The organism is Mesorhizobium sp. P3_B5 (assembly GCF_056402815.1).
On record NZ_JBFUGR010000001.1, the window covers coordinates 881723 to 908361 of the forward strand.

The 26639-nt window shown below is 64.0% G+C and carries 26 protein-coding genes; 19 read left to right on the forward strand and 7 right to left on the reverse strand.

Annotation, left to right across the window (positions count from 1 at the left end; translation table 11 throughout):
* Window positions 1-315 precede the first annotated feature (315 nt).
* The 5 genes from AC1DVW_RS04405 to AC1DVW_RS04425 all read left to right on the forward strand — a co-directional run bounded on the left by AC1DVW_RS04405 (window position 316) and on the right by AC1DVW_RS04425 (window position 6713).
* Entirely contained in the window at window positions 316-1353 is a 1038-nt protein-coding gene (locus tag AC1DVW_RS04405) for a LacI family DNA-binding transcriptional regulator (protein ID WP_477321410.1), read from the forward strand.
* Window positions 1354-1418: 65 nt separating this feature from the next.
* A complete protein-coding gene (locus AC1DVW_RS04410; protein WP_477321412.1) occupies window positions 1419-2660 on the forward strand; it encodes an ABC transporter substrate-binding protein in 1242 nt (413 codons plus the stop codon).
* A gap of 269 nt (window positions 2661-2929) precedes the next feature.
* On the forward strand, window positions 2930-3850 hold the full coding sequence (locus AC1DVW_RS04415; RefSeq protein WP_477242682.1) for a carbohydrate ABC transporter permease: 921 nt from the start codon (window positions 2930-2932) through the stop codon (window positions 3848-3850).
* Window positions 3850-4707, forward strand: a complete 858-nt coding sequence (locus AC1DVW_RS04420) for a carbohydrate ABC transporter permease (RefSeq protein ID WP_477242683.1) — start codon at window positions 3850-3852, stop codon at window positions 4705-4707. The genes AC1DVW_RS04415 and AC1DVW_RS04420 overlap by 1 nt, the downstream gene beginning before the upstream one ends.
* Window positions 4708-4745: 38 nt before the next feature.
* Entirely contained in the window at window positions 4746-6713 is a 1968-nt protein-coding gene (locus AC1DVW_RS04425) for a glycoside hydrolase family 127 protein (RefSeq protein ID WP_477321414.1), read from the forward strand.
* A 5-nt stretch (window positions 6714-6718) separates the two neighbouring features.
* Here the strand turns inward: AC1DVW_RS04425 and AC1DVW_RS04430 are convergent, their stop codons facing one another.
* Window positions 6719-7519, reverse strand: a complete 801-nt coding sequence (locus tag AC1DVW_RS04430; protein ID WP_477273552.1) for an endonuclease/exonuclease/phosphatase family protein — start codon at window positions 7517-7519, stop codon at window positions 6719-6721.
* Window positions 7520-7554: 35 nt separating this feature from the next.
* Entirely contained in the window at window positions 7555-9015 is a 1461-nt protein-coding gene (locus tag AC1DVW_RS04435; RefSeq protein ID WP_477321416.1) for a phospholipase D-like domain-containing protein, read from the reverse strand.
* A gap of 167 nt (window positions 9016-9182) precedes the next feature.
* On the opposite strand from AC1DVW_RS04435, the gene AC1DVW_RS04440 reads away from it, so the two are divergent.
* The 7 genes from AC1DVW_RS04440 to AC1DVW_RS04470 all read left to right on the forward strand — a co-directional run bounded on the left by AC1DVW_RS04440 (window position 9183) and on the right by AC1DVW_RS04470 (window position 16625).
* Window positions 9183-10316, forward strand: coding sequence for a transporter substrate-binding domain-containing protein (locus AC1DVW_RS04440; protein ID WP_477321418.1), 1134 nt, complete (start codon window positions 9183-9185; stop codon window positions 10314-10316).
* A complete protein-coding gene (locus AC1DVW_RS04445; protein ID WP_477321419.1) occupies window positions 10316-10960 on the forward strand; it encodes an ANTAR domain-containing response regulator in 645 nt (214 codons plus the stop codon). Before AC1DVW_RS04440 ends, AC1DVW_RS04445 begins: the two co-directional genes overlap by 1 nt.
* 235 nt (window positions 10961-11195) lie before the next feature.
* Window positions 11196-12041: a nitrilase family protein gene (locus AC1DVW_RS04450; protein ID WP_477321421.1), complete on the forward strand. Its 846-nt coding sequence runs from the start codon at window positions 11196-11198 to the stop codon at window positions 12039-12041.
* A 53-nt stretch (window positions 12042-12094) separates the two neighbouring features.
* Window positions 12095-13246 (forward strand): substrate-binding protein, encoded by a 1152-nt coding sequence (locus AC1DVW_RS04455; RefSeq protein ID WP_477321423.1) that lies wholly within the window; start codon window positions 12095-12097, stop codon window positions 13244-13246.
* A 65-nt stretch (window positions 13247-13311) separates the two neighbouring features.
* Window positions 13312-14145 carry a branched-chain amino acid ABC transporter permease gene (locus AC1DVW_RS04460; protein WP_477242691.1) on the forward strand — a complete coding sequence of 278 codons (834 nt, stop codon included), beginning with the start codon at window positions 13312-13314 and terminating at the stop codon, window positions 14143-14145.
* On the forward strand, window positions 14132-15910 hold the full coding sequence (locus tag AC1DVW_RS04465; protein WP_477242692.1) for a branched-chain amino acid ABC transporter ATP-binding protein/permease: 1779 nt from the start codon (window positions 14132-14134) through the stop codon (window positions 15908-15910). Before AC1DVW_RS04460 ends, AC1DVW_RS04465 begins: the two co-directional genes overlap by 14 nt.
* Window positions 15903-16625 (forward strand): ABC transporter ATP-binding protein, encoded by a 723-nt coding sequence (locus AC1DVW_RS04470; RefSeq protein ID WP_477321425.1) that lies wholly within the window; start codon window positions 15903-15905, stop codon window positions 16623-16625. The genes AC1DVW_RS04465 and AC1DVW_RS04470 overlap by 8 nt, the downstream gene beginning before the upstream one ends.
* 93 nt (window positions 16626-16718) lie before the next feature.
* Here the strand turns inward: AC1DVW_RS04470 and AC1DVW_RS04475 are convergent, their stop codons facing one another.
* From AC1DVW_RS04475 to AC1DVW_RS04485, 3 genes are read right to left on the reverse strand one after another with little or no spacing between them, the layout of a single operon-like run.
* Window positions 16719-17117: a nuclear transport factor 2 family protein gene (locus AC1DVW_RS04475; RefSeq protein ID WP_477321427.1), complete on the reverse strand. Its 399-nt coding sequence runs from the start codon at window positions 17115-17117 to the stop codon at window positions 16719-16721.
* A gap of 1 nt (window position 17118) precedes the next feature.
* Window positions 17119-18015: an MBL fold metallo-hydrolase gene (locus AC1DVW_RS04480; RefSeq protein WP_477273539.1), complete on the reverse strand. Its 897-nt coding sequence runs from the start codon at window positions 18013-18015 to the stop codon at window positions 17119-17121.
* Window positions 18016-18055: 40 nt separating this feature from the next.
* Complete coding sequence (locus AC1DVW_RS04485) at window positions 18056-18715, reverse strand: DsbA family protein (RefSeq protein WP_477273537.1); 660 nt, start codon at window positions 18713-18715, stop codon at window positions 18056-18058.
* A 117-nt stretch (window positions 18716-18832) separates the two neighbouring features.
* Between AC1DVW_RS04485 and AC1DVW_RS04490 the strand changes: the two genes are divergently transcribed.
* Window positions 18833-19753, forward strand: a complete 921-nt coding sequence (locus tag AC1DVW_RS04490; protein ID WP_477242697.1) for a LysR family transcriptional regulator — start codon at window positions 18833-18835, stop codon at window positions 19751-19753.
* Between the two features lie 36 nt (window positions 19754-19789).
* Here AC1DVW_RS04490 and efp read toward each other — a convergent pair whose 3' ends face one another.
* Entirely contained in the window at window positions 19790-20359 is a 570-nt protein-coding gene (gene efp, locus AC1DVW_RS04495; protein ID WP_027038615.1) for an elongation factor P, read from the reverse strand.
* A gap of 123 nt (window positions 20360-20482) precedes the next feature.
* Between efp and epmA the strand changes: the two genes are divergently transcribed.
* Window positions 20483-21529 carry an EF-P lysine aminoacylase EpmA gene (gene epmA / locus AC1DVW_RS04500; RefSeq protein WP_477273535.1) on the forward strand — a complete coding sequence of 349 codons (1047 nt, stop codon included), beginning with the start codon at window positions 20483-20485 and terminating at the stop codon, window positions 21527-21529.
* Between the two features lies 1 nt (window position 21530).
* Here epmA and AC1DVW_RS04505 read toward each other — a convergent pair whose 3' ends face one another.
* Window positions 21531-21947, reverse strand: a complete 417-nt coding sequence (locus AC1DVW_RS04505; RefSeq protein ID WP_477273533.1) for a VOC family protein — start codon at window positions 21945-21947, stop codon at window positions 21531-21533.
* A gap of 131 nt (window positions 21948-22078) precedes the next feature.
* On the opposite strand from AC1DVW_RS04505, the gene AC1DVW_RS04510 reads away from it, so the two are divergent.
* The 5 genes from AC1DVW_RS04510 to waaA all read left to right on the forward strand — a co-directional run bounded on the left by AC1DVW_RS04510 (window position 22079) and on the right by waaA (window position 26639).
* On the forward strand, window positions 22079-23422 hold the full coding sequence (locus AC1DVW_RS04510; RefSeq protein ID WP_477273531.1) for a TldD/PmbA family protein: 1344 nt from the start codon (window positions 22079-22081) through the stop codon (window positions 23420-23422).
* On the forward strand, window positions 23409-24215 hold the full coding sequence (locus tag AC1DVW_RS04515; protein WP_477321429.1) for a 3'(2'),5'-bisphosphate nucleotidase CysQ: 807 nt from the start codon (window positions 23409-23411) through the stop codon (window positions 24213-24215). Before AC1DVW_RS04510 ends, AC1DVW_RS04515 begins: the two co-directional genes overlap by 14 nt.
* A 68-nt stretch (window positions 24216-24283) precedes the next feature.
* Window positions 24284-24529 (forward strand): DUF4170 domain-containing protein, encoded by a 246-nt coding sequence (locus AC1DVW_RS04520; RefSeq protein WP_477242702.1) that lies wholly within the window; start codon window positions 24284-24286, stop codon window positions 24527-24529.
* Between the two features lie 5 nt (window positions 24530-24534).
* The gene (locus tag AC1DVW_RS04525; RefSeq protein WP_477242703.1) at window positions 24535-25326 is read left to right on the forward strand and encodes a lysophospholipid acyltransferase family protein; all 792 of its coding nucleotides are present in this window, start codon (window positions 24535-24537) and stop codon (window positions 25324-25326) included.
* Window positions 25323-26639, forward strand: coding sequence for a lipid IV(A) 3-deoxy-D-manno-octulosonic acid transferase (gene waaA / locus AC1DVW_RS04530; protein WP_477242704.1), 1317 nt, complete (start codon window positions 25323-25325; stop codon window positions 26637-26639). Before AC1DVW_RS04525 ends, waaA begins: the two co-directional genes overlap by 4 nt.

A 26639-nucleotide genomic window follows, 5' to 3' on the forward strand; every position in this document is an offset into this window, starting at 1 on the left:
TGAATTTTGTTTCTGGAGTGTGTCTGGGGTCGGATCTTGCGCGGCCGCTCGTTGGCCCTTGCGGGAGGGCGCTTTCTCTGGCCTAGACTAAACTCTCAATACCGGGTTTTGACATGAACGCGGTCACTGGCAGCAAACCGTGTCGATCTCGTCGCCAGTTCGCCACATCCCTCTTGCCATCCCCAAATTCTCATCCTAATCTCCTCTGAGAAAACCTTTTCCCAAACCCCGCAGCGTCCATCGACCCACCACCTCGACACACTACAGGCCCGTAAGAGAAAACCTTTTCCCAAACCGAGGACCGACACCCGATCAATGGCCTCCGACACGCCACCACCTACCAAGCAACCCGTCACCCTGCGTGAAGTCGCGGCGATGGCTGGCGTCAGTGTGGCCACAGCGTCGAAGGCGCTGAACGGGCAGGGGCGGATGACTGCGGAGACGCGGCAGCGCATTCGCGAGACGGCGCAGCGGCTTGGCTTTCGCCCCAACAGCCTGGCGCAGAGCCTGCTCAGGCGCCGCTCCTTTACCGTCGGCCTGTTGACCAACGACACCTATGGCCGCTTTTCGCTGCCGGTCATGTCGGGCATTTCCGATGCGCTGGTCGATGCCGGTGTCTCGGTGTTCATGTGCAATGTCGAGGACGATCCGCGGCTGGCACAGCTGCATGTCGAGGCGATGCTGGACAAGCGCATCGACGGCATCATCGCCAGCGGCAAGCGCATCGACCGCCATCTGCCGGTCGACCTCGCCAATCTCGGCGTTCCCGTGATCTACGCTTTCAGCCAGCCCGATCCCGGCGCCATCGCCTTTGTCTCGGACGATGCCGGCGGCGCGCGGCTGGCGGTCGAGCATTTTTGCCGGCTCGGGCGCCGCCGCATCGCCCATGTCAGCGGTCCCGCGAGTTTTGCCGTGGTGCATGAGCGGGCGCAGGCTTTTCGCGATGTGCTTGTCGAGAATGGCTTGCCGGTCACCGAGCCCTTGCTCGGCACCTGGTCGGAAGCCTGGGGGCATGACGCCGTTGGAAAACTGTTCGACGGCAAGGGCGAGAAACCCGACGCCGTCTTCTGCGGCAACGACCAGATCGCGCGCGGCGTCATCGATGCGCTGCGCGAGCGCGGCCTTGGCGTGCCTGGCGATGTCGGCGTCATCGGTTTCGACAATTGGGAGATCGTGGCCGAGGCAACCCGCCCGCCGCTGACCTCGGTCGACATGAACCTGGCAGCGCTCGGCCGCGAGGCCGGCCTCACTCTGCTTTCGCTCGTCGGTGGCCAACCGGCCGCGCCGGGCATTCGAAAACTGCCGTGCCGGCTGGTGGTGCGTCAGTCATGCGGCCGCCCGCCGGGCGGTTGAGAATCAAAAGGTCGCGCGGGGAGCGCGGCCACAGGGAGGAGAAGAAAACCATGAGGAGGAGAACCATGAAGACCATGATCGCCGGGCTCGCCTTTGCGAGCATTTTGGGCACGCTGGCAACAGCTTCTGCCGCCGAGACCGCCAACATCTGGGTTCGCGCCGACGGCTCGAACTTCATGCCGCGCATCGTCGATGCCTTCAACAAGGGCCATGAGAATCAGGTCAAGCTGGACATCATTCCCAATGCCGAGATCATCCCGAAATATGGTGCTGCCGCTGCCGGCGGCACGGCGCCCGACGCGCTGTCGCTCGACCTGATCTACACGCCGTCCTTTGCCGCCGCCGGCCAGCTCGAAGACATCACCGACTGGGCGAAATCGCTGCCTTACTTCGCCAGCCTGTCGCCGGCGCATGTCAAGACCGGCACCTACAAGGACCACATCTATGGGCTGCCGTTCTCGGCCGACGCCTCGGTGCTGATCTGGAACAAGAAACTGTTCAAGCAGGCCGGGCTCGATCCCGAAAAGGGCCCGACCAACTGGGCCGAGATCGCGGCCGACGCCGAGAAGGTCAACGCGCTCGGCGGCGACATCAAGGGCTTCTACTTCTCCGGCAATTGCGGCGGCTGCAACATCTTTACCTTCACGCCGCTGATCTGGGCCTCGGGCGGCGACATTTTGAGCGAAGACGGCTCGAAGGCGACGCTGGACAGCCCGCAATTGCGCGGCGCCATCGATCTCTACCGCTCTATGGTCAAGAAGGATCTGGTGCCGGCCGGCGCGCAGACCGACACCGGCGCCAACTTCTTTGCCGCCTTTGCCGGCGGCAATATCGGCATCTCGCCGTCCGGCGCTTTTGCCATCGGTGCGCTGAACACCCAGTATCCTGACATCGACTACGGCGTCACCTTCCTGCCGGGGAAGGACAGCGGCTGGTCGTCCTTCGCCGGCGGCGACAATTTCGTCGTCACCAAGGGCACCAAGAAGCTCGCCGTGGTGAAGGAGTTCCTCGACTTCGCCTATTCGCTCGAGGGCCAGACCATCCTGGCCAAATACGGCAGCCTGCCGGTGCGTGGCGACATCGCCAAGGACGCGCTCAAGGATCTCGATCCGCGCTACCAGATCGCCGCCGAAGCCATGGCCAAGGGCCGCACGCCCTATTCCGTGGTGTTCAACGATCTGATCAACTCGGCCAACGGTCCGTGGACGCAGATGATCAACGAGGTCTTCTTCGGCGACGACGTCGATGGCGCAATAGCGAATGCACAGGAGACCATGCAGTCGATCATCGACCAGGCGCAGAAATAAGGACTGGCCGGCGGCAGGGGTGGCGCAACGCCTTTGCCGTCAAAAGTCCTGATCCGGTCGCCCGTCCGTTCTCCCTGGACGGGCGGCCGGACATGCAATCGCCCTACCTCCCCCTTGAGGGGAGGTCGGACCGCAGGTCCGGGTGGGGTCGTCTCGGCAGTGCTCGACGTTCCTTTTTCGTCGGCGCACTGCGCAGAGGACCCCACCCCCGGCCTTCGGCCGGACCCTCCCCTCGAGGGGGAGGGGACCACCGCACCCGGAGCCTACCCATGACCGCCATCACCACCACCCCGCCACGCGCCAGAAAGCTGGTCGGCGCCGGCCGCCGGCAGTGGATCGGCCTGCTCTATGTGGCGCCGGCCGTGGCGCTGGTCGTCGTGTTCTTCATCATCCCGCTGTGCATGACGGCGTGGATGTCGCTGCACAACTGGCCGCTGATGGGCGAGCATTTTTACATCGGCTTCGACAATTACCGGGCGATCCTGCGCGACAACAGGTTCTGGAACGCGCTGAGCTTCACCGGCTATTACACCGTGATCGTGACCATCGTGATCTTCGCCGTCGCCTTTCCGCTGGCACTGTTCATCGAAAGGCCGCGGCCGCTCACCGGCTTCTACCGGACATCCTTCTTCATGCCGGCCGTCGTCGGTTTCGCCTCGGCCAGCCTGCTCTGGTCATGGCTGCTCAATGTCGATTCCGGCCTGTTCAGCCCGGCCGCTTTCGACCTCGGCCTGACCGCGAAAAAGTTCAATCTGTTGGCGACGTTTCAGCCGGCCTTCTGGTCGATCATCGCCATGGTCGTCTGGAAGGTGGCTGGCTTCACCATGATAATCCTGATGACCGGCCTGCAGTCGATCCCGACCGATCTGCAGGAAGCCGCGATGATCGACGGGGCAGGGCCGTTCGCCCGCTTTCGCGCCATCACCTTGCCGCTGATGCGCCGCACGCTGGCGCTGGCGCTGATCCTGTCGGTCGCCGGCTCGATCCTCGCCTTCGACCAGTTCTACATCATCCTGCGCGGCGGCCCGCGCAACCAGACGCTGACCGCCGTCTACTGGATTTTCAACCAGTCCTTCGTCTCGTTCAAACTCGGCTACGGCGCGGCATTGTCGATGATCCTGCTGGCCATACTGGTGGCGCTCAGCCTGGTTCAGCTATGGCTGCTGCGCAAACCCGAGGGCATCGACTGATGGCGCAGGCAAGAAGCCGCAGGAGCCGTCTCGGGCTCAACATCGCCGAGCATTCGACCGGCATGATAGCGTCGGCGCTGTTCATCGCGCCGATCGTCTGGGCCGTGCTGTCGACCTTCAAGCCGGCGCAGGAGGCGCGCCAGCCGCCGCTGCCGCCGTGGCCAACGACTGGCTTTTCGATCGAGAACTACCGCACGCTCAACACCTTTGGCGACGGCCTCTGGCTGCCGGCGCAAAACAGCCTCTATGTCGCGTCGATGACGGTGGTGTTGTCGGTGATCGTCAGCGTGCTCGCCGGCTACGGCTTCTCGCGCTTCCGCTTTCCCATGAAGGACCTGCTGTTCATCGTCATCCTGTCGACGATCATGATCCCGTTCCAGTCGATCCTGACGCCGATCTTCCTGGTGCTGACCAAGATCGGCCTGCACAACACGCTGACCGGGCTGGTCCTGGTCTACACCACGCTGCAATTGCCGTTTTCGATCTTCATGATGCGCAACGCCTTTGACGCGGTGCCGCGCGAGATCGAGGAGGCCGCGCGCATGGACGGCGCCAACAACGTCACCATGCTGTTGAAGGTGATGCTGCCGCTGGTCTGGCCGGGCATCGTCACCATCGCGCTGTTCGCCTTCCTCGGCGCCTGGAACGAGTTTTTGGCCGCTCTCGTGCTGATGACCGACCAGTCCAAATTCACGCTGCCGATCATGATGACGGCGCTGCAATCGGGCCGCTTCGGCGCCATCGACTGGGGCGCGGTGCAGGCGGGCGTCACCGTGATGATGGTGCCGTGCCTGGTGCTCTTCCTGCTGCTGCAACGCTTCTACATCCGCGGCCTGATGGCCGGCGCGGTGAAATGACCCGCCGTGAAATGACCAATATCCAACGGAGTGACACGATGACCGCCCAACCATCCGCCAAGCCCGGCAAACTCGCCTTCCGTCCGCTGCCGGTGCCGCAGGTCGACGTGCGCGGCTTCTGGGGCGACCGTGTCGATGCCGTGGCGTCGCGCACCGCCGACATCCTCTACGAGCGCTGCGTCGAAGCGCGCATGCTGGAGCAGATCGACCCGGGCCGGCCGTCACCTGGCGTCGTCATCCCGTTCCATTCGCCGTCGCCCGACGAGGCAGCCAGCCCCGGCTTCACCGGCTCGACGGTGACGACGCAGATGTTCTGGGACTCCGACTGGGGCAAGACCATCGAGACCGCCGCCTATTCGCTCTACCGGCGCAAGAACGCGGCACTCGAGAAGAAGATCGACGCCGTCATCGATCTCTACGGCAGACTGCAGCAGGAAGACGGTTATCTCTCCAGCTGGTACCAGCGCATCCAGCCCGGCAAGCGCTGGACCAACCTGCGCGATTGCCACGAGCTCTATTGCGCCGGCCATTTGATCGAAGGCGCGGTCGCCTATTACCAGGCCACGGGCAAGCGCAAGCTGCTCGACATTATGTGCCGCTATGTCGACCATATCGCCGACACTTTCGGCCCCGAGCCCGGCAAGAAGAAGGGCTATTGCGGCCATGAGGAGATCGAGCTGGCGCTGGTCAAGCTGGCGCGGGCGACGGGCGAGCAGAAATACATGGACCTGGCCAAGTATTTCATCGACCAGCGCGGCCAGCAGCCACACTATTTCGACGAGGAGGCGTTGGCCCGCGGCACGGACCCAAAAGCCTATCATTTCAAGACTTACGAGTACAACCAGTCGCACAAGCCGGTGCGCGAGCAGGACAAGGTCGTCGGCCATGCGGTCAGGGCGATGTATTTGTTCTCAGGCATGGCCGACATCGCCACCGAATATGGCGACGATACGCTGCGCGTGGCGCTCGATCGTCTCTGGAACGATCTCACCACCAAGAACCTCTACATCACCGGCGGCATCGGGCCATCGGCGCACAATGAGGGCTTTACCAGCGACTACGACCTGCCCAACGAAACCGCCTATGCCGAGACCTGTGCCTCGGTCGGGCTGGTGTTCTGGGCCAGCCGCATGCTCGGCATGGGTCCCAATGCGCGTTACGCCGACATGATGGAGCGGGCGCTCTACAACGGCTCGATCTCCGGCCTGTCGCTCGACGGTTCGCTGTTCTTCTACGAAAATCCGCTGGAGAGCCGTGGTAAGCACAATCGCTGGAAATGGCACCGCTGCCCGTGCTGCCCACCCAATATCGGTCGCATGGTCGCCTCCATCGGCAGTTATTTCTACAGCCTGTCGGACGACGCACTCGCCGTCCACCTTTACGGCGACTCGACCGCCCGCTTCGACATATCGAACCGGTCGGTCAGTCTGATCCAAACCAGCAATTATCCCTGGGACGGCGCGGTCTCGCTCCGGATCGAAACCGAAGCGTCGGTCGAGTTCACCTTGCACCTGCGCGTGCCCTCCTGGTGCGGCAAGGCGGCGCTCAAGGTCAACGGCGCCGCGGTCGAACTGGATGGCATCACCAGCGACGGCTATGCCGCGATCCGGCGCGAGTGGCGCCACGGCGACCGGGTGGAACTCGATCTCGAAATGTCCATTGCCCGCCTCTTCGCCAACCCCGAGGTGCGCCAGGATATCGGCCGCGTCGCCCTCGCTCGCGGTCCGCTGATCTACTGTGTCGAGGAAACCGACAATGCCGGCCAGTTGCACCGTATCGCTTTGCCGCGAACGACAAAAATCGAGGCGCATCCCGAGCCGAACCTGCTCGGCGGCATCGTCACGCTTTCGGCCATAGCCAGCACGGAGGCCCAGGAAAACTGGGAGACCGGGCTCTACCGCACCGCACCGCCGGCGGTGAGCGAGACCAAGATCACCGCCGTTCCGTATTTTGCCTGGGACAACCGCGAGCCCGGCGAGATGCTGGTCTGGCTGCGGGACGGCTGAGGCAGCTACAGCCGCAGGAAAGCTGTCAGCGGCAGATGATCGGAGGCAACCCGCGACAGCGGCGTGTCGTGAGCTTCCACTGTCGAGATCATGTCGTGTCGGTTGGCCATGATCCGGTCGAGCGCCAGGAGCGGAAGGCTCGACGGAAAGGTGGGAACCGCCGGCGGCGAGGAGCCGAAAGTCGCATGCAGCGTCTTCAGCGCCGACCGGTTTCCGAGCCGCCATTCGTTCAGATCGCCAAGCAGCAGCGTTGGCGTTTCGTCCGGGCGGTTCATGATATCGAGCACGACGCGGGCCTGTTCGGAGCGTGACCGGCGCAGCAGGCCGAGATGCGCGGCAATGATGCGCAGCGTCCGTTTTTCGTCCAGGTCGATCTCGGCAACCAGCGCCCCGCGCGGTTCCAGGCCCGGCAGCTTTATCTGATGGACATCGCGAACCGTGCCGCGCTTGAACAGCAAGACATTGCCGTGCCAGCCATGTCCCTTGCCGTTTCCCGATATTGGCACCGGCACCAGGCCCGTTTCCATTTCGAGGCGGGCAAGATCGAGCAGCCCGGCGCGGTCGCCGAAACGGTTGTCCGCCTCCTGCAGCGCAATGACGTCGGGGCCGATTTCCCGGATGACGCGGACAATCCGGTCCGGGTCGAACTTCCTGTCGACGCCTACGCATTTGTGGACGTTGTAGGATGCGACCAGCGTGCCGGCAGCATCCGTCCGCTCATGCGGCGCGGACCCTGTCGCGCGGGCTTTTCTGCGGCGAATGGTTGAAAGCATGTTCGCCCGAAGGCTGCGTACGGTTCTCTGCATATGTGCGCTGCTTATGTCTTTCCGGCTTTCAGCTTCTATAGATAGGGCGATCCCAGCCACAGCAATCGGTCGAAGACACGAATGACAAAAGGCCGCGCTTTCAAGGTCTCGAGCGTCACTTGTGTGGCGGAGGCGATTGCCGATCCGATGCGCGCTTCGATCTCGGCGGCAAAGCCTGCATCCAGAACCTCCATGTCGATTTCGAAATTCAGCCGCAGCGAGCGGGCATCGAGGTTGGACGAGCCGACATAGGCCCAGACGCCGTCGACCGAAAGCAGCTTCGAATGGTCGAACGCGCCCGCGTGGCGCCATACCCGGCAATAATGCTTCAGCACCTGATCGAGTTGCGCCGTCATCGCACGGTCGACAAGGAAGAGATTGTTCACCGCCGGCACGACGATGTCGATCTCGACGCCGCGCCGGGCCGCCGTCGTCAGCGCGCTGATCAGCTCGCGATCCGGCAGGAAATAGGGCGACATGATGAGGATCGAATGGCGGGCCACGGAAAATGCCCCCATCAGCAGCTTTTGGTTGGTTTCGATGCGGGCATCCGGCCCCGACGCCACCGCCCGCACCAGCATTGGCTGACCGGCAGGCGGCGAGGGCACGTCCACCTGCCAGACGTCGCCCTTGAGGGCCTCGTTGCCGGCAAAGCGCCAATCCTCGGCGGCAACCGAGAACAGGTCGGCCACCACCGGTCCGGTGACCTGGAAATGCGTGTCCACCGAGCTGGCGGACCCCGAGAACTCGGCCGAGAATCCCTTGCGGATGTTGATCCCTCCGGTAAAGGCGACCGTGCCGTCGACGACCAGGATCTTCCTGTGCGTTCGCAAGTTGGCATAGGGAAGACGCAGGCCCATGACGATGTTGCCATTGAAGAGATCGACGGTGATGTTTGCGTCTTTGAGAAGCTTGAGGATGCTGGGGACGGAGTAGCGCACGCCGACGGCGTCGATCAGCACGCGAACGGTCACACCCCGTCGCACCGCTCCGGCCAGCGCTTCGACGAAAAGCTGGCCAACCTCGTCATTGTCGAAGATGTAGGTCTCAAGCAGGATGCTGCGCGATGCGCCGTCGATCGCCCGGCGCATCGCGGCATAGGCCTCGTCACCGGTCTTGAGGATCGCAATCGCATTTCCCGATGTCAGGGCGCGCCGCGCCACCCTGTCGCCCAATGTCTTCAGTCCGGTAAAGCGCAGGCCGTAGCGCTCGGCAATCAGTTTTTCCGCGGCAATGTCGCCGTCGCGTTTTGCCGAAGCCGCCTCTCCATCGAGCGGCCGCTGCGCGCTGATCGTTGCGCGTCGGATCCGGTTTATGCCGGCAACCGCATAGATGATCGCGCCAACAAACGGCGACAAAAGCATGACGCCCACCCAGCCCGTGGCTGCGCGGACATCCTCCTTCGTCATGATGGCGTGGACGATGCCGATGGTCGCCATCACCGCTGGAATGATCACCAGGATCTGGGGCCAGTGACTCGCTATGGTCTGCAACATCGGCAGGACTATCCAGCGCGCGGCCGCAGAAGGCAATGCAGCTGATTTTAGGCTGCCATGAGCAGCTGCAAGCTCGAACACCACCAGCACGTTGGCATGTGATGACGATTGCCATGACGTCGCGCGTGCAATAGGCCTTTGCCGGAAAAGCGCAGGGGAGGATTGCCGTGACAGGAACAGCCCAGACATGGCGTGTCGGCATCCTTTTTTCGCGCAGCGGCATCACCTCAGTCACCGAAAGCGAGCATTTCTACGGGACGGCGCTTGCCATCGAGGAGATCAATGCCGGCGGCGGCGTGCTGGGGCGGCAGATCGAGCCAATCGCCTACGACCCGGGTAGCGACCCCGAGGCGTTTCGGTCGCTGGCCCGCAAGCTTCTGACCGAGGACGACGTCAACGTGATCTTCGGCTGTTCGATGTCGGGCAGCCGCAAGGCCGTGCTGCCGATCGTCGAGCGCTACAACGGCTTGCTCTGGTATCCCTCGATCTATGAGGGTTTCGAATATTCCGAAAACGTCCTCTACACCGGCGCCACGCTAAACCAGAACACTTTTGCGCTCGCCGACTTCATCCTGCAACGCTACGGACCGCGCGTCTTTATGGCCGGGTCCGACTACATCTACCCGCATGAATCCAACCGGGTGATGCGCGACCTGCTGGAATGCAAGGGCGGCACCATCGTCGAGGAACAATATGTGCCGCTCGACGCCGACGAACGCCGCATGCGCCGGCTGATGGACGATATCGAAAAGGCCGCTCCGGACGCCGTCTTCTCCACGGTGATCGGGCGCAGCGCGCAAATCCTTTATCGGCTCTACGCCGAAGCCGGCATCGACCGGACGAAGCGGCCGATCGCCAGCCTGACCTTGGCCGAAGGCGAAATCCGCGTCATAGGTGCCGAGCACTGCACCGGCCACGTGCTGGCTGCTCCTTATCTGGCGAGTGTCGACAGCGGCGAGAACCAGCGCTTCGTCGGCGAGCTTGCCCGCCGGTTCGGCGACCGGACCACGGCGACCATGTGGTCGCAAACCGCCTATACGCAGGTGCATCTGTTCGCCCGCGCGCTGGAGAAGGCGGGAACCCTCGACACTTTCCGCCTTAGCCAGGCAGCGCTTGAAGTCGATTATGCGTCGCCAGAGGGACGGATGATGTTCGACCAGGAAAACCGCCACGTCTGGTCGACACCACGCATCGGCATCGCCAACGCTGCCGGCCAGTTCGACATCGCCTGGCAGTCGCAGGCGCCGATCCGGCCTGACCCCTACCTCGCCTCGACCCATTTCGAGGAGCCGTGGCTGTAATGACGGCGACACTCAAACGCATCCTCAACGATCTCAGGCAGGCGAAGATCCTCGTCATCCACCCGAAGGATGAGGATGGTGCTGCACTTGTCGATCACCTTCGGCGGCTGGGCTGCGAGGTCCGGGCGGCGTGGCCGCCGCCGTCGTCGATCCCGGGCGATATCGACACGGTGTTCGTCCAGGTGGGCGAGGCGCCGACCGACGCAATGGTGTCGCTCATCGAAGGCGTCAATGCCGCCGTCGTCGCCATCGTCACCTATGAAAGCCCGACTTCGATCAAGGCGATCATCGATCTCAACGCCCATGGCGTCATCACCAAGCCGCTCAGGCAGCTGGGCGTGCTGACGCAATTTGCGCTGGCCCGCTATCGCTACGGCTATGAAGGGCGGCTCGCCAACAAGGTGCGCAAGCTGGAGGATACTCTGAAAGGTCGTCGGACGATCGAGAAGGCGGTCAAGGTGCTGGTCGAGATGAATGGCGTCGACGAGGAGACCGCCTACAAATTGATCCGCGACCAGGCGACCTCGAAGCGCATCGCGCTGGTTTCCGTGGCCGACAGCATCCTCGCCGCGCAGGAAGCGATGCGGGCTTTCGGCTTCGGGATTTCCGCGCAAGGCAATCAGAAGCAGCCGAACGATCGATAAGGTCGCAGCAGAAAGCTGTTATAACCAGCTGATTTTACGTCTATATATTGAACTATGTATCGTCGCTTGCCGCCGGAATCTTAGGCCCTTGACGCAGTCTTCGGTCCGTGCAACTTCTTAAAGCACGAGCAGGTTTGCTCTTCGGCAGGAATGCCGTTTCACATTGATGGCTATGTAGCCCTTGGCTCGCGGATGACTTCCGCGCCCAGGGGTTTTTTGCGTTTGGAGACAGGCTTTGGCACTATTGGCGACAGCATCCACGGACCTCCGTCTGGCCTGCATCCAGTTCCAACCGACGATCGGCCGGCTGGACAAAAATCTCAGATCGATGGAGCGGCTGATCCGCCAGGCCGCCGGTCTCGGCGCCTCGGTGGTGGTGCTGCCGGAACTCGCTGACAGCGGCTATGTCTTCGACAGCCGCGAAGAGCTCGCCGAACTCGCAGCACCCATTCCGGAGGGGCGCAGTGCAGCACTGCTGTGCTCGCTGGCCAGCGAACTCGGCCTCCACATCGTCAGTGGCCTTGCCGAGCGCGACGGCGACCGGTTCTTCAACGCCGCAACGCTGTGCGGGCCATCGGGTCCCATCGGCACTTATCGCAAGCTGCATTTGTGGAACCGCGAAAAACTCTACTTCCAGCCGGGCAATCTTGGCCTGCCGGTGTTCGATACCACGATCGGCCGGATCGGCGTGGCGATCTGCTATGACGGCTGGTTCCCGGAGACTTATCGGCAACTGGCGCTGAAGGGCGCTGAGCTGGTTTGCGTGCCGACCAACTGGGTGCCGATGCCCGCTCAGGGCGACCACCCGGAGCCGATGGCCAACATCCTGCACAAGGCGGCCGCCCACAGCAACGGCATCTACATCGCCTGCGCCGACCGTGTCGGCATCGAGCGCGGCCAGCCCTTTGTCGGCAGGAGCCTGATCGTCGGCCCAACCGGCTGGCCGATCGCCGGGCCGGCCAGCGAAGCCGACGAGGAGATCCTCATCGCCACGATCAACCTCGGCGAGGTCGCCAGGGCGCGCGCGCTGAGCGAGCGCAACGACGCCATCGGCGACCGCCGCAGTGACGTCTACGGATAACCAAGAAGAAGCCGGCACCACCCGGTAAGATCAACCAGAGAAAGGGGAATACCATGAAGAACAGAGCAGTGATCCTTGCCTTCGCCAGCGCCGCCCTGACCAGCGCCGCTTTCGCCGCGGATGGTCCGATCAAGATCGGCATCCCGGTCGGTCTGTCCGGCGCCAACAGCGTCGTGGCGCCGTCGGTCGTGCAATCGGCGGAACTGGCGGTCGCCGAAATCAACGCCGCCGGCGGCGTGCTGGGACGGCAGCTTTCCCTCGAGATCGCCGACGACGCCTCAGGCGCCGCTGGTGCGCAAAAAGCCTTCGATTCGCTGGTCTTCCAGAAGGAGGTCAACGCGGTCATCACCATGGAGACGAGTGCTGCGCGCAATGCCGGCCTGCCGATCATCTCGAAGGGTGATATCCCCTACATCTACACCTCGTTCTACGAGGGCAAATCCTGCAATGCCAATCTGTTCGTCAATGCCTGGGTGCCCGAGCAGCAGGTGCCGCCGATCGTCGACAATTTCATCAAGACGCAAGGCGCCAAGAAGTTCTTCCTGATCGGCTCGGATTATTCATTCGGCCGCGGCATGCTGGAATTCGCCAAGGCCTATATCGAGAAGTCCGGCGCCAGCGTCGTGGGCGAGGAATATCTGCCGATGGAAGGCAGCGACTGGACGGCGATCATCTCCAATCTGAAGAGCTCCGGCGCCGATGCGGTGATCACCTCGACGGCCGGCGGCGCGCCGAACGTCACCTTGACCAAGCAGCTGCGCGGTGCCGGTGTCACCATCCCCTATGGCAATCTTGCTGTGGATGAGGGAACCGCCAAGAGCATGGGCGCGGAGGCTGCCGGCATCTTCATTTCCGCTTCCTATGTCACCAGCATCGACAGCGATGCCAACAAGGGCTTCCTTGCTGCGATCGAGAAGAAGTTCGGCGCGGAGCTGCGCACCCCCAACGACCTCTCCGTGCCTGAATATGAGGGTATCTACCTCTACAAGGCCGCGGTCGAGAAAGCCGGATCGACCGACACCGCCGCTGTGCTAGCAGCACTTGCCGAGGTATCCTTCACCGGCCCGCGCGGAACGGTCTCGATGAGCAAGCAGCACCACGCTCCGCTGACCATGTATCTCGGCCAGGTAAAGGCGGACGGCTCGGTGACCGTCGTCGACAAATTCGAAGGCGTCGACCCCGGGCACCAGTGCCCGAACCTGTAATTGCGCCTCTATTCGCAACGGGGCGGCGCTAACGCCGCTCCGTTCCACACCATCGGGGACCTGCCATGACGCTACTCCTGGACATGGTGACGACGGCGGCGATCCTGTTCATCGTCGCCGCCGGCCTGCTTGCCATCTTCGGCGTGCTGAAGATCATTAATTTCGCCCATGGCGCCTGGCTGACGATCGGCGCCTACTGCGCGGTGGCAACCGCCGGCCTCGGGCTCAATCCCTGGGCAGCGTTGCCGATTGCCTTCGCCGTCGGCGCCATCCTTGGCGGCATCACCGAACTGCTGATCGTGCGGCCGCTCTATCGCCGGCCGCTCGACGCCATCCTGGCGACCTGGGGGCTCGGCATCGTCATCGGCCAGCTAATCACGCTGTGGTTCGGGCGCGACGTGCAGTTCACTCCCAATCTCCTGTCGGGCACGGTTGATGTCTTTGGCGTCGGCTATTCGCTCTACCGCCTGTTCGCCGTCGCGGCCGCACTGATCATAGGGCTCGCCTTCACCTTCCTGCTCGAAGGCACGCGGCTCGGCCTGTCGGCGCAAGCGGTGATCATGAACGAGATGCTGGCGCGGGCGCTCGGCATCGACACGGCGCGCGTGCGGCTCGCCACCTTCATGGTCGGCACCGGACTGGCGGCGCTGGCCGGCGTGCTGTTGACGCCGCTGACCAGCGTCGATCCGAACATGGGCGTCGCCTGGCTGATCGGCTCGTTCATGCTGGTCATGGTCGCCGGCTCGTCCTTCTCGACGCTGGCCATTGCCTGCCTCGTCTTCGGTGGCGCGCAGGTTCTGGTCAGTACCTTCGTCAGCCCCATTCTCGGCGGCATCACGGTGGCGGTCCTGTGCGCCCTGGTGCTGCGCATCAGCCCGAAGGGATTTGCCCGTGCCTGAAAGCCGTTCCATCCCGCCGAGGGCCTGGCTGTTTGCAGCCCTTGCGCTTGCGACGGCGGTCGTCGTCATCGTCGGGCCAGCGCTGTTCGACCGCTTTACGCTCAACGTGCTGACCCGCTCGATGATCTACGCCATGCTGGCGGTGACCGTCGACATATTGTGGGGCTACACCGGCATCTTGACCTTTGGCCAGGCGGCGTTCTTCGGCACCGGCGCCTACGCCAGCGCCATGGTGCTCAGCCATCTCGGCTCGACGCCCGCCTTTCTGGCACTGGCGCTTGCCTTGGCGATCCTCGTGCCGGTGCTGCTTGGCGGTTTCGTCGGCTGGCTGTCGTTCGGCCACGGCTCGACGCCGCTCTATGCGACGGTGATCTCGCTGGTCGTGCCGATCGTGGTGACGCAGCTGGTGTTTTCCGGCGGCGTATGGACGGGATCGAGCAGCGGGCTGGTCGGCTATTCCGGCCTGCCGCTCGGCCTGCCTGGCTATTTCCGGCTGACCGGCATCTGCCTGATTGTCACCACTGTCGTCGCCCTGGTCTTCACCCGCTCCGATGCCGGCAAGCTGCTCATCGCCATTCGCGACAATGAGGCGCGCTGCGCCTATCTCGGCCTCAATCCGCAACGCCTCAAGATCGTGCTGACAACGATCCTCGCCGGGGTCGCGGGCATTGCCGGCTTCCTCTACGCCAATGCTTCAGGCGTGGTGGCGCCCGAAAATACCGGCTTCGTCTTCGGCACAGAGATCGTCATCTGGACGGCCCTTGGCGGCCGCGGCACCATCTTCGGGCCGGTGATGGGTGCGATCGGCATTGACTACCTCAGCGCCCAGCTTTCGGGCGATCTACCCTTCCTGTGGAATCTCATCGTTGGCGCCCTGTTCGTCGCCATGATCATCCTGTTACCGAACGGGCTGGCGCAATTGGCCAGAATGGTTCTGCCGCGCCGCAATGCCGCGCAAGCCAACCAAGCCGGCAGCCCAGCCATCGCCGTTGCGCGGGCCGGCAATGATAGAGAGGACGGCAACCGTGTGCTCTCCGTCCGTGGTCTCGGCAAATCCTTCGGCAGCCTGCAGGTGCTGCAAGGCATCGACCTCGACGTACGTCCCGGCGAACTGGTCAGCCTCGTCGGTCCTAATGGCGCCGGCAAGACGACGCTGATGCGCTGTCTCAGCGACGGCACCGAAGCCACCACCGGAAGCGTCAGCATCGCTGGCCAGGACATAAACGGCATGACACCGGACGAAATCGTGGCGCTCGGCGTGGGCCGCAAGTTCCAGGTGGCGAGCGTCTTCGACAGCCTGACCGTTGCCGACTGCCTGCGCATGGCACGCGCCTCGCGCCAGGCGCCGAGCCTGCTGCGCCGCTCCACCACGCTTGGATTGCCGGCAGCCGCCGCCGATATCTTGCGTTCTACCGGGCTCGATCGCATGCTTGGCCAGCCGGTGTCGCTGTTGTCGCATGGGCAAAAGCAGAGCCTCGAACTCGCCATGGTCGTTGCGCTCGAGCCAAAACTCATCCTGCTCGACGAGCCGACGGCCGGACTGACCAAGGTCGAGCGCACCACCATCGGCGCCACGCTGCAAAAACTGACCGGCGAGCTCGGCTTCGCCGCCATCCTCGTCGAGCACGATCTCGATTTCGTCCGCGACATCTCGACTAGGATCGTCGTTCTCCACCAGGGCAAGCTTGTCCTCGACGGCAGCGTCGCCGAGGTGGTCAATTCCGAAGTGGTCAGGACGATCTATTCGGGAGCCGCCCATGCTTGAGGAGGCCAAAACCACCGTGCCGAAACTGTCGCTGTCGAACGTTTCGAGCGGCTATGGGCCAGTTGCCATCATCGAGGCGCTGTCGCTCGCCATCGCGCCCGGACAGATCTTTGCGCTGATGGGCAAGAACGGCATGGGCAAGACCACCGTGCTCAAAACCATTCTCGGCTTCGTGGCGCTGCGTTCGGGCGACGTCCGCCTCGACGGTATGTCGATGTCAGGCGTTTCCCAGGCCTCGTTGATCGCATCGGGCGTCGGCTATGCGCCGCAGGAGCAGGCCCTGTTCCAGGATCTCAGCGTGCGCGACAATCTGCGGCTCGCACTGCGCTCGGACCGCGGTTTCTCGCAAGCCGTGGAGCGGGTCTACGGGCATTTTCCGTTCCTGCGGGAGCGCCTGTCGCAACGCGCCGGAACGCTGTCTGGCGGCGAGCAGAAGATGCTGATCCTCGGCCGCGCGCTGATGCTCCAGCCGAAGCTGCTCTTGATCGACGAGATTTCCGAGGGCCTGCAGCCCTCCGTGGTCGAACGCATTGCCACCGCACTCAGGGAAGAACGTCGGGCCAACGGCACGACGATCCTGATCGTCGAGCAGAACCTGCCCTTCGCGCTTGGCATAGCCGACAGCTGGGCGGTGCTGAAGCTCGGCCGCATCGACGATGCCGGCGAGGTAACGGACGGAACGGCGGCGCGGGTGATGCAACATCTGAAGATTTAGGGCATCGGACCCGAGGTAGAAACCAGCTTCAGGCGAGGCTCTCCGCATCGCGGCGGATATCTGCCTCGGCTGATCAAGGTAAAAGCGCCTCGGTCAAGCGTCCGGCGTCAGCGCCCGTTGGACCAGGAATGTGTCGACATACTGCATCATGCTGGCGATCTTTCCGCCTCTCACTTCGTAGAGATGGGCAAAGGCGGCGTGCATCGACTTGCCGGTCGCCTTGTAGGTGCCGGAGTAAACTCCGAAGGCGGCGACACGGTCGCCGTCTTCGAGATAGGTGTGAACGTCGGCGCGATAGCCGATCCATTCCGTGGCAAGCCGGCGGAAGACACCGGCGATGATCGCTTCCGCGCCGACATAGGTCCCGGCATAGGGGAAACCCTCGGCCTCGGTCCACCGTGCATCGGGGGCGAGAGCGGCCAGCAGGTTGCGGCCGTTGTCCTCCGACGCTCCATCATAGGTGGCGCGGATCAGATCGAGATGGGCGCCCATCTCAGCCCCACTTCATCTCGCCGGTGGCAACCTTGGAGCCGATGTCGAGCGCGACCCCCATGCCGAGGCCGGGGAAGCGGGCTTCCATGGCGCTCTTGAGCGCGGCCGCATCCTTGGCCCTGGCCAGCTCTTCCTCGAAGGCAATGAGGTAGGTCTTGGTGTGCTCGACGCCCGAGAGGTCGGTAGGGGACTGCGGTGTCATGTGGCCGGCAACCACGATCGCCGGCTTGCGGGCCGCGATTTTCTCAAGATTGGCAATCCATGCCGCGCGCTGTTCCTTGGTCGGCGTGTCGGCGGTCCAGACATGCACGCCCGCAAAGATCATCACGCCGCCGAACACTGCATTCAGCGACGGAACGAACAGATAGCGCCGGTTGGCGAGGCCGTCGGCACTGACAATCTCAATGGTCTCGCCGTCGACGGTCAGCGTCTTGTCGTCGAAGACCTCCGGGATGACGACATCGGCGAGCGTCTGCGGACCGTTTTCCTTGAGCTGCGGACCCCAGACGGCGAGCTTCTTGTCGACGCTGCCCTTGATGGCGGCCACCGTCTCGGACGCCGCGATCACGCGCGCGCCGGGGAAAGCCTCCTTGATCGGCTTGAGGCCGAAATAATAGTCCGGGTCGGACTGGCTGACATAGATGGTGGTGAGCTTCTTGCCCGTCGCCTTGATCGCCTCGGCCACGGCCTTGCCATCGGGGAATGTGAAACCGCTATCGATCAGCACGGCTTCAGTCGCTCCGGAGATCAGAACCGGAGCGCGGAAGAAGCCGTTTTCGCCTGCGGGAAAATGCTTCCAGGCAAGTCCTGCGGCAGCATGGCCAAGCCCTGCGGGAGCAAAGACGGCGGCGGCACCGGCGGCGAGGGTCGTTTTCATGATGGTTCTCCGTGTGAACATGACTGTCTCCTTGGTGGTGGTTGAGGATGTGAGGGGCTGTCTAGCTGGCGGCCAGGCTCAGGCCTTGCAGCCTGGCGACGAGAACGTCATGGCTGCCGTAGAGCGCATTTCCAGGCACAAGGCGGCGGCTCTCTGCGACGCCTTCGATCAGGGCCGGCACGCCATCGGCGCCAAAGCGGCGCATCTCGACGCGCGCGGCTTCGATGCGCTGGCGATAGGCGGCAATCAGATTGTCATCGGACGTTGCCAGGCGTTCGGCGGCCTTCCGCAGGCCGAGCGCGCGCAGCACATCGGAGAGGACGGCAATATCGGTGATGTCGCGGCCGTCGACATAGCGAGCCCGCTGGATGGCTTTCAGCGCTTCGAACTCCCGGTTCGGCGCGGTGCCGGCGACAGCGATGAGCGCCAGCGTCGCCGGGCCGGAGTCGAAAAGGCGCGTGCGGTCGCCAAGCACGTCGTGCCGATAGGCTTCGCTGAAGGGCTGGCCGCTCAAGCGGGAAATGCGCTGGTCATTGGTCCAGGCATAGGTCGCGAATCCGTCGTCCATCGGCCGGGCGCCGGCACCGGCGAAAAGACCTGTCGGCGCGAGCTCGATGACGAAGTCCGGCCTGGCGGCAAGTTTTTCGACGGCCGCGGAGGCGCCATAGCACCAACCGCAAAGCGGGTCGAAGAGATAGGTGATGTGGATGGTTGCGGTCATATCCGGGGTCCTCTGGCACCAGATATGGCAGATGGAGATTGGTTGAAGAAGATCGACGGATAAGACATAATGTATGCTATTATTTGACAATCAACCCACTAGCTTTGATCGAAACCCATGAACCTCAATCGATTGACCTATTTCGCCGCGGTCGTTGACACCGGATCGTTCACCCGTGCGGCGGAGCGGCTCGGCATCACCAAGGCCGTGGTGAGCCACCAGGTGGCACAGCTTGAGCAGGATGTCGGGGCAAGCCTTCTCGTCCGCACGACCCGACGCGTCCATCCGACCGAGGCGGGCATCATGTTTCACGCCCGTTGTGTGATGATCTTGCGCGAGGCGGAGGATGCCTTCGACGAACTTGCCCAGGCCGCCATCGAGCCGACCGGAACGTTGCGGATAACCGCGCCCAACGACTATGGCACTGCGGTGGTCGCTCCGGTCGTCGCCGCGTTTGCGGCGCGCTATCCCGCCTGCCGCGTGGAGCAGACGCTGAGCGACCACACGATCGATCTCACATCCGGCAAGATCGACATGGCGGTTCGCGTCGGCTGGCTCACGGATTCCACACTCCAGGCGCGCAGGATCGGTTCCTTCCGGCAATTGTTGGTCGCAGCACCGGAGTTTACGGACCGGGTTGCGGCGGTCCTCGATCCGGACGATGTTGCGAAGCTGCCATTCGTCGCCAACATGGCGCTGCGCGAACCGCTGCTGTGGCAATTTTCGCGCGGAGACCTCGAGCGACGCGCTGTTCGCATGCAGGCGAGAATAGCCATCGACACCACGCCAGGGGTGCTCGAGGCCGTTCGAGCCGGGGGCGGTCTTGCGATCCTGCCGGATTTCTCGGTGGCTGACGAACTGGCGTCGGGGCGGCTGATCCAAATCCTCAAGGAATGGTCGCTGCCCTCCGGAGGCATCCATACGGTCTATCCGGCGGCGCGCTTCCGGCCGCGCAAGGTGACCGCCTTCGTCGAAATGCTCATCGCATCCGAGCAGCAGAAAGCTTCGATCGCGCTAGGTCAGGGACGGACGCCGTAGACAGCTTTACGCACGTCCGTAGCCTGATGTCAGTTCTCAGTCCTTGGCGCGCTCGACATAGGCGCCGTCGGCCGTCATCACCACCACGCGGGTACCAGGGGCGATGTGCGGCGGCACCAGGGTGCGCACGCCGTTGGACAGCACGGCCGGCTTGTAGGACGACGAGGCCGTCTGGCCCTTGGTCGTCGGTTCGGTTTCGACCACTTCGAAGGTGGCGCGCTGCGGCAGCACCAGTGAAATGGCAATGCCATTGAACTGGGACACCTGCACGGCCATGCCTTCCAGCAGGTAAGGCGCCATGTCGCCAACCACGGCTTCCGACACCGCCACCTGGTCGTAGCTTTCCGGGTTCATGAAATGAAAACCTTCGCCGTCGCGATAGAGGAAGGTGTGCTCGCGTTCCTCGACATAGGCACGCTCGACCTGCTCGGTGGTGCGGTAGCGCTCCGAAACCTTCACCCCATCGCCGATGCGGCGCATGTCGAGCTGGGTCACCGGCGTGCCCTTGCCTGGGTGGATGTTTTCGGCAAAGAGGATCACATAAAGCTTGCCGTCCTTGTCGACGACATTGCCCTTGCGGAGCGAACTGGCGATGACTTTCACCACGGTTTTCAATCCTGCTAAAGTTTGTTGGCCTGGAACGTTTGTTCGGCGCAATTCGGCTGCGGAAGCCGTCGCCCTAGCGCATCTTGGCCGCATCCGCCAGTCCTCCGTGCAAATCCGCTGCTCATGACCACCGCTTCGCCATGGTGGATGCCGCATGTTCATGCCGACCGCCGGCCGCGGTTGCTGCTGCGCAACGCCATTTCGGCCACCGTGCGCGACTGGTTCGCCCACCGCGATTTCATCGAGGTCGAAACCGCTACCCTGCAGGTCTCGCCCGGCAACGAGGCGCATTTGTCGGCTTTTGCCACCGAGGCGATCGGGGCGGATGGGTCGCGCCAGCCGCTCTACCTCCACACCTCGCCGGAATTCGCCTGCAAGAAGCTGCTTGCCGCCGGCGAGCAGCGCATCTTCAGCCTAGGCGCGGTCTGGCGCAACCGCGAGCGCGGGCCCTTGCACCATCCCGAATTCACCATGCTCGAATGGTACCGGGTCGGTGAAACCTATGAGAGCCTGATGCGCGACTGCGCCGAACTGCTGGCGCTGGCTGCCCAGCGGGCAGGCGCCAAACGGTTCAGTTTTCGCGGCCGCGAGGCCGATCCGTTCGCCGAACCGGAGCGGCTGAGCGTCGCCGACGCGTTCATGCGCCACGCCGGCATCGACCTTCTGGCCACTGTGGCCGCGGACGGCAGCACTGACCGCGCGGCGCTCCATAGTGCTTTGACCAAGGCCGGTCTGCGCACGGCGCCGGATGACAACTGGGCCGATCTGTTCAGCCGGGTGATGGTGGAAAAGGTCGAACCGTCGCTGGGGCAGGGGCGTGCCACCATCCTCTACGGCTATCCGATCTCGGAAGCCGCCCTTGCCCGGCCGAGCGCCGATGATCCCAGGGTTGCCGAGCGCTTCGAGCTCTACTGCTGCGGCGTCGAACTCGCCAACGCCTTCGGTGAACTGACTGATGCCGTCGAGCAGCGCCGGCGCTTTGCCGCCGAGATGGACGAGAAAGAGCGCGTCTATGGCGAGCGCTATCCCCTCGACGAGGATTTTCTTGATGCGCTGACCATCATGCCGCAGGCCAGCGGCGCAGCGCTTGGTTTCGACCGGCTGGTGATGCTGGCGACCGGCGCGCAGAAGATCGAGGATGTGATCTGGACGCCGGTGGCCAACGCATAGCTCAATGCGCGAAAATCTGCTCCAGCGAGCGAAAGCCCTTGAATTCCAGCGCATTGCCGGAGGGGTCGCGGATGAACAGCGTTGCCTGTTCGCCGGGTTCGCCCTTGAAGCGCACCATCGGCCGTTCGAGCCAGTCGATGTCGGCGCGCGCTTCCAGCCGTGCGGCCAGCCGCTGCCATTCGTCCATCAGCAGCACAGCGCCGAAATGCGGGATCGGTACGACGATGCCGTCGACCTTGCCGTCGCTGGGAGCCTGAGCAGCCTGCGGCCGCAAATGCGCCGACATCTGGTGGCCGAAAAGATCGAAATCCACCCAGGTCGCCGACGAGCGGCCGATGGCGCAGCCCAGCACCTCGCCATAGAAAGCGCGGGTTTCATCGAGATCACGGACCGGGAAAGCGAGATGGAAAGGCGTCATGGCGAATGCTCCAAACAGGCTGCTAATGCATCTTGATTGCCGCTTCTCCCATTGCACAAGCAGCAGTGGAACAATAGATGGTGCACCAGCGGCTGCTCCCAAAGCCTGCTGAATAAAACAGGATCATACGCATGACCGATACGCTCGACGCAGCCAAACTGACCGACCGCGTCGCGGCCCTGGTCGAGGCTGCCAAACGCGCCGGCGCCGACGCCGCCGACGCGGTTGCGGTGCGCGGCCGCTCGGCCGGCGTGTCGGTGCGGCTCGGCAAGGTCGAGAGCACCGAAGCCTCCGAAGGCGACGATGTCTCGCTGCGCGTCTTCGTCGGCAAGCGGGTGGCGAGCGTCTCGGCGACGGCGGCATCGGATCCGAAGGCGCTGGCCGAGCGTGCGGTGGCCATGGCCAAGGTCTCGCCCGAGGATCCTTATCAGGGCCTCGCCGATCCGGCCCTCCTGGTTGGCACGCCGCGCGACCTCGATCTGTTCGACGCCACCGAGGTGTCGACCGACCAGTTGAAGGAAGCGGCATTGGCCGCGGAGGCCGCGGCTCTTGCCGTCAAGGGTGTCACCAATTCCGCCGGCAGCGGCGCCAGCGCCGGGCTCGGCGGGCTGGTGCTGGCCACCTCGAACGGCTTTGTCGGCCACTATGTCGCGTCGCGCTTTTCGCGCTCGGCCAGCGTCATCGCCGGCGAGGGCACCGGCATGGAGCGCGACTATGAATATTCCTCGCGCCAGCATTTTTCCGATCTCGATGCGCCGGAAACGATCGGCCGCAAGGCCGGCGAACGCGCCGTGCGGCGCCTCGGCGCGCGCAAGGCGGCGACGGGACCGGTCAATGTGGTGTTCGACCCACGCGTCGCGCGCGGCATTGCCGGCCATCTCGCCGGCGCCATCAACGGCGCCTCGGTGGCGCGCAAGACCAGTTTTCTGCGCGACATGATGGGCAAGCAGGTAGCCTCGGCGGCGATCACCGTCACCGACGAACCGCTGCGGCGCCGTGGCCAGGCCTCGCGGCCGTTCGACGGCGAAGGCATCGAGGGCGAAAAGCTGCTCATGGTCGAAAAGGGCGTGCTGAACCACTGGTTCCTGTCGACCTCGGCGGCACGCGAATTGGGGCTGACCACCAATGGTCGGGGATCGCGCAGCGGCTCCTCCGTCTCGCCGTCATCGACCAATCTTGCCATCGAACCTGGTGAAAGGTCGCCGGAGGACCTGATCAAGTCGCTGACTACGGGCTTCTACGTCACTGAAGTGTTCGGCCAGGGCGTCGACATGGTGACCGGCGAATACAGCCGTGGCGCGTCCGGCTTCTGGATCGAGAACGGCGAACTGGCCTATCCCGTTGCCGAAGTGACCATCGCCTCCAATTTGAAGACCATGTTCCTCAACATGGTTCCGGCCAGCGATCTCGACCGCAATTTCGGCACCGCGGCACCCACACTGCTCATCGAAGGCATGACCCTTGCCGGTGCGTGACCCGGTCATATCAGCCGGGGCCTCTGAAGACTTGGCCGTGCTGCGCGAAGCCGCCCGCGAGGCTGGCCTCATCGCCATGCGCTATTTCGGCAACAACCCGCAAGTGTGGATGAAGGAGGGCACGTCGCCGGTCAGCGAGGCCGACCACGCCGCCGATGCGTATCTGCGCGAGACCTTGCTTGCCGCACGGCCCGACTATGGCTGGCTGTCGGAGGAAACGGCCGACGATCCGGTGAGGCTTTCGGCACGCCGCACCTTCGTCGTCGATCCCATCGACGGCACGCGCGGCTTCCTCGAAGGCCTTCGCTCCTGGTGCGTCAGCGTCGCGGTGGTCGAGAACGGCCGCACGCTCGCCGGCGTGCTCGAATGTCCGGCCAGGGACGAGACCTATTGGGCGCTGCCCGGGCAGGGCGCGTTCCTGAACGGCCAGCGCATTGCCGTCCGCCGCCCGGCAGCGACGGTCGAAATTGGCGGACCGAAGTCATTGCTCGACCAGATGCCGGCGGAATGGCAAAGCCGTATGCAGCGCGTGTCCCATATTCCCTCGCTGGCCTACCGGCTGGCGATGATCGCCGCCGGCGCGCTCGATGCGAGCTTCGTCAAGCCCAATGCACATGACTGGGACATCGCCGCCGCGGACCTTATCCTGCGCGAGGCCGGTGGCGCCTTGCTCGACCGGCACGGCCGCGCGCCGCTCTATGCCGGCGAAATCATCCGTCACGGCGCCTTGGCCGCCGGCAGCGGCGAACTGCTGGCTGTGCTTGCCGGTGTAATTGCCGGTACGGAAGCGTGATCGAAGGTTCCAAAGTCGGCGGCTTTGGTCTAGACCTGTCACAAACTCACAATATGTGAAGGACCGACATGGCCGCGGAAGACGGAAAGAAGCAGCTTTTACACCTGGTGTTCGGCGGCGAACTCAAGAAGCTGGGTGGAACCGAGTTCCGCGATCTCGATGGGCTCGACATCGTCGGTGTCTTTCCGGACTATCAATCCGCGCACACCGCGTGGAAAGCCAAGGCGCAGGCCAGCGTGGACAATGCCCACATGCGTTATTTCGTCGTTCACCTGCACCGGCTGCTCGACCCAGACAGCAAGGCTGCCGGTTGACTTCGATGGATCATGAAGCGGTCAAAGGGCCGGCCAATGAGGCCGCCCCCGCGAACCGTGGCGGCAGCCGTGCCACCAAGGCTTTCTGGCGCCGGATTCGCCAGCCGCTGGCAGAGTCGCGATTCGTCAAGAATGTCATTGTCAGCCTGCTCACCCAGTTCGTGCGACTGGTGGGCCTGACCAACCGCGTGGTCGAAGGATCGGCGCAGTTCTCGGGCGGCGCCTATGCCGAGTTCGAACCTGGCATCATCGCGCTCTGGCACGGCCAGCATTTGTTGACGCCGGCCTATTATCCCAAGCGCAAGCCGCTGGTCGCCATGGTATCGCGCAGTGCCGATGCCGAACTCAACGCGCTGATGCTGGAGAAATTCGGCATCGAGGCCGTGCGCGGTTCCGGCGGGCGCGAAAGCACCAAACATCTCGACAAGGGCGGCGCCAAGGCGCTGATTGCCCTGAAAAAGTCGCTCGCCATCGGCAAGAACGTCGCCATGATTGCTGACATTCCCCACGGCACGCCGCGCGACGCGGGGCTTGGCATCGTTCTTCTGGCGCGCCTCTCTGGCCGGCCGCTGCTGCCTGTCGCCATCACCACCAGCCGCCGCAAGGTACTGGAGAAGAGCTGGGACAAGACCACCATCAACCTGCCGTTCGGCCGCTCGTCCATCGTCATCGGCACACCGATCTTTGTGCCCGCTGACGCCGACGATGCCGAGATGGAACGCAAGCGCCTCGAACTTACAGTCGCGCTCAACGCCGCGACCGCCGAGGCCTATCGCCTCGTGGATATCAAGCAATGAGCGTGCGCTGGGCACGTGCCTTCCTGACGGCGTACCGTTTCGCCGGTGCGGCCATCTATCCGGTGATCGGACCTTATGTTGCCTGGCGCACCTCGCAAGGCAAGGAAGACCGCAGCCGCAGCCGCGAGCGCTACGGCGTCGCCGGGCGCGCGCGTCCCGACGGTCCGGTGATCTGGATCCATGCGGCCAGCGTCGGCGAGACCATCGCCGTCGTGCCGCTGGTCGAGAGCATTCTCGACTACGGCGTCAACATCGTCCTGACGACCGGGACGGTCACCTCGGCGCAGGTTGCCGACGAGCGGCTGGGCGACCGTATCATCCACCAATATGTGCCGCTCGACCTCAAGCCGGCGGTCAGCCGTTTTCTCGACCACTGGCGGCCAGACCTGGCGATCATCGCCGAATCGGAGATCTGGCCGATGACCATCTTGGAACTCGGGGCGCGGCGCGTGCCACAGGTGCTGGTCAATGGCAGGCTGTCCGACCGCTCCTTCACCTCCTGGAAGAAGCGCGCCAACATCGCCGAGGCCTTGTTCGAGAATCTCGCCCATGTCGTCGCCCAGTCCGATGTCGACGGCGAACGCTTCCGCTCGCTCGGCGCGCGGCCGGTCACCGTGTCCGGCAATCTCAAGGTCGATACCAATCCGCCGCCGGTCGATGAAAGGGTGCTGTCGACGCTGCGGCGTCAGATCGGCACCCGCCCAACCTGGGCGGCGATCTCGACCCATGACGGCGAAGAGGTGGTGGCGGCCGAAGTTCACGCCACGCTCTACAAGCGCCACCACGGTCTTTTGACGATCGTCGTCCCGCGCCATCCCGACCGCGCCGAAGCGCTTGCCGCGCAGATTACCGGGCTGGGCCTCAAGGTCGCGCGGCGCAGCAAGGGCGACAGGATCACCGCCGATACCGATATTCTGCTCGGCGATACGATCGGCGAGATGGGGCTGTATCTCAGGCTGACGGAAATCGCCTTCGTCGGCCGATCGCTGACCTCGGAGGGTGGCCAGAACCCGCTGGAACCGGCCATGCTCGACACCGCGGTGCTCGCCGGCCGCAATGTCCAGAATTTTCGCGAAGCCTATCAGCGCCTGCTCGACAGCGGCGGCGCCAAGCTGGTGCGCGACCGCGACATGTTGGCCGGCGCCGTCAATTTCCTGTTGAGCAACGAGGTCGCCCGCCACGAGATGATGGCGGCAGGCGCGGCGACCGTCGATGAGATGCGCGGCGCGCTGGCGCGCACGCTGAAGTCGCTCGAACCCTACATCCAGCCGCTGATCGTCAAGTCGCGCCTGAAGGGCGCCGACGGGCGCTAG

Coding starts and splice junctions, on each gene's coding strand:
- AC1DVW_RS04405 (WP_477321410.1), top strand. CDS start 316: ATGGCCTCCGACACGCCACCACCTACCAAGCAACCCGTCACCCTGCGT.
- AC1DVW_RS04410 (WP_477321412.1), top strand. CDS start 1,419: ATGAAGACCATGATCGCCGGGCTCGCCTTTGCGAGCATTTTGGGCACG.
- AC1DVW_RS04415 (WP_477242682.1), top strand. CDS start 2,930: ATGACCGCCATCACCACCACCCCGCCACGCGCCAGAAAGCTGGTCGGC.
- AC1DVW_RS04420 (WP_477242683.1), top strand. CDS start 3,850: ATGGCGCAGGCAAGAAGCCGCAGGAGCCGTCTCGGGCTCAACATCGCC.
- AC1DVW_RS04425 (WP_477321414.1), top strand. CDS start 4,746: ATGACCGCCCAACCATCCGCCAAGCCCGGCAAACTCGCCTTCCGTCCG.
- AC1DVW_RS04430 (WP_477273552.1), bottom strand. CDS start 7,519: ATGCAGAGAACCGTACGCAGCCTTCGGGCGAACATGCTTTCAACCATT.
- AC1DVW_RS04435 (WP_477321416.1), bottom strand. CDS start 9,015: ATGTTGCAGACCATAGCGAGTCACTGGCCCCAGATCCTGGTGATCATT.
- AC1DVW_RS04445 (WP_477321419.1), top strand. CDS start 10,316: ATGACGGCGACACTCAAACGCATCCTCAACGATCTCAGGCAGGCGAAG.
- AC1DVW_RS04455 (WP_477321423.1), top strand. CDS start 12,095: ATGAAGAACAGAGCAGTGATCCTTGCCTTCGCCAGCGCCGCCCTGACC.
- AC1DVW_RS04460 (WP_477242691.1), top strand. CDS start 13,312: ATGACGCTACTCCTGGACATGGTGACGACGGCGGCGATCCTGTTCATC.
- AC1DVW_RS04470 (WP_477321425.1), top strand. CDS start 15,903: ATGCTTGAGGAGGCCAAAACCACCGTGCCGAAACTGTCGCTGTCGAAC.
- AC1DVW_RS04475 (WP_477321427.1), bottom strand. CDS start 17,117: ATGGGCGCCCATCTCGATCTGATCCGCGCCACCTATGATGGAGCGTCG.
- AC1DVW_RS04480 (WP_477273539.1), bottom strand. CDS start 18,015: ATGTTCACACGGAGAACCATCATGAAAACGACCCTCGCCGCCGGTGCC.
- AC1DVW_RS04485 (WP_477273537.1), bottom strand. CDS start 18,715: ATGACCGCAACCATCCACATCACCTATCTCTTCGACCCGCTTTGCGGT.
- AC1DVW_RS04490 (WP_477242697.1), top strand. CDS start 18,833: ATGAACCTCAATCGATTGACCTATTTCGCCGCGGTCGTTGACACCGGA.
- epmA (WP_477273535.1), top strand. CDS start 20,483: ATGACCACCGCTTCGCCATGGTGGATGCCGCATGTTCATGCCGACCGC.
- AC1DVW_RS04505 (WP_477273533.1), bottom strand. CDS start 21,947: ATGACGCCTTTCCATCTCGCTTTCCCGGTCCGTGATCTCGATGAAACC.
- AC1DVW_RS04510 (WP_477273531.1), top strand. CDS start 22,079: ATGACCGATACGCTCGACGCAGCCAAACTGACCGACCGCGTCGCGGCC.
- AC1DVW_RS04520 (WP_477242702.1), top strand. CDS start 24,284: ATGGCCGCGGAAGACGGAAAGAAGCAGCTTTTACACCTGGTGTTCGGC.
- AC1DVW_RS04525 (WP_477242703.1), top strand. CDS start 24,535: ATGGATCATGAAGCGGTCAAAGGGCCGGCCAATGAGGCCGCCCCCGCG.
- waaA (WP_477242704.1), top strand. CDS start 25,323: ATGAGCGTGCGCTGGGCACGTGCCTTCCTGACGGCGTACCGTTTCGCC.